Origin of the sequence: Nocardia sp. NPDC058497, from assembly GCF_042720195.1 — a bacterium.
Lineage (GTDB): Bacteria > Actinomycetota > Actinomycetes > Mycobacteriales > Mycobacteriaceae > Nocardia.
Genome location: NZ_JBHXMY010001009.1, coordinates 1 through 1,223 on the forward strand (window position 1 = coordinate 1; position 1,223 = coordinate 1,223).

The 1,223-nt window shown below is 63.9% G+C and carries 1 pseudogene; it reads right to left on the reverse strand.

Annotated elements, in window-relative coordinates:
* Window positions 1–1,223, reverse strand: a pseudogene (locus ACFWPJ_RS33300) (hypothetical protein); the annotation flags it as partial.

Here is a 1,223-nt window from a genome sequence, read left to right on the forward strand (position 1 = left end):
TGGTAGGTGCTCGCAACATGGTGCGATGCTCGACGTCCCACACCGAGATTTGGCAGTCCTCCGATGCGGAGACCAGTCGTGTGCCGTCGTGGGTGAACACCAGGGATCTGACACGACGGGTGTGACCAGTGAGGACTGCCATCACCGTTCCGGACTCGGCGTCCCACAGCCGGATGTCGGCGTCATCGCCGCCCGTGGCGACAACGGAGCCGCCGGGGGCGACAGCAGTGGCGTGAATCCACCCGGTGTGCCCGCTACAGCGGCGGGCGGGGGTTCCGATTGCGGGATCCCACAGCTTCAGCACTCCGTCCTCGCCACCAGAGGCCAACATCGAGCCGTTCACTGACACCGAAACGATCGCCCCGATGTGGCCGGGGCTTTGGTTGTCCGCTGAGACAACACGTTCGACGTCGAAGCCGCTGCCAGAAGTTGTACAGACCGGTTCAAGTCCGGTTCTTGCTGCAATGACCCGCAGAGTCGCCAGTATATCGGTGCGGTCAGCCAGTCCGTGCAACAGAAAGCCAGCCGCGGTTAGTTCGCGACCAGGGCTCGAGCTTGGGTGACTAGACAGAATCTGGTAGTCGAGAGCGAGTGTCTGATGTCCGTACCTGTGCACCTTGTCTGCGAGGAAGTCCAACGACCCGAACGTGGTGTACAGCTCGTCGCGTAGGTCCGCGCGATCCAGGTGGTAGGAAAGCCACCGCCACAGGTAGTCAACTTCTTGTGCGTCGCCCCACCGCGTACTCGCAGGGCGGAAGGCGTCGAGCAGAGAGCGATGTATTGCCTGCTGACCGTCGCCGGACAGGTGCCGCAGGTAGGTCACGAAGACGTCGTGCAGAACGATGGCGTCTTGGCCGGCGAGATGGGCGCTGATCATCGAGCGATCGGCGAGAACCCGGCAGAACCGACGAGTGCTCGACAAACTCCAGCCGTGTGCGGATTTCCACCACTGGGCCAGGACGGGGATCGGGATTGGTATCGAGGCCGGGAATACGGACAGGTCGAGGTAGCGGTCGTCGAGTCGGTCGGTTCCTGGGATGGTGACGTGCTCGACGAGGTTTCGTAGGCTCGCCGAGATCGCGTGGCCGATCGCGGTGCTGCGTTGGTCGGTGTCCCAAACGTCGAAGGCGCCTGGCCCATCCGCCTGCAGCATCTCGCCGGCGGCGGCGAGAGCGGCGCACAAGGTGGCTCCCGAACGGATGTCATGGCCGACCGCGGCGTTG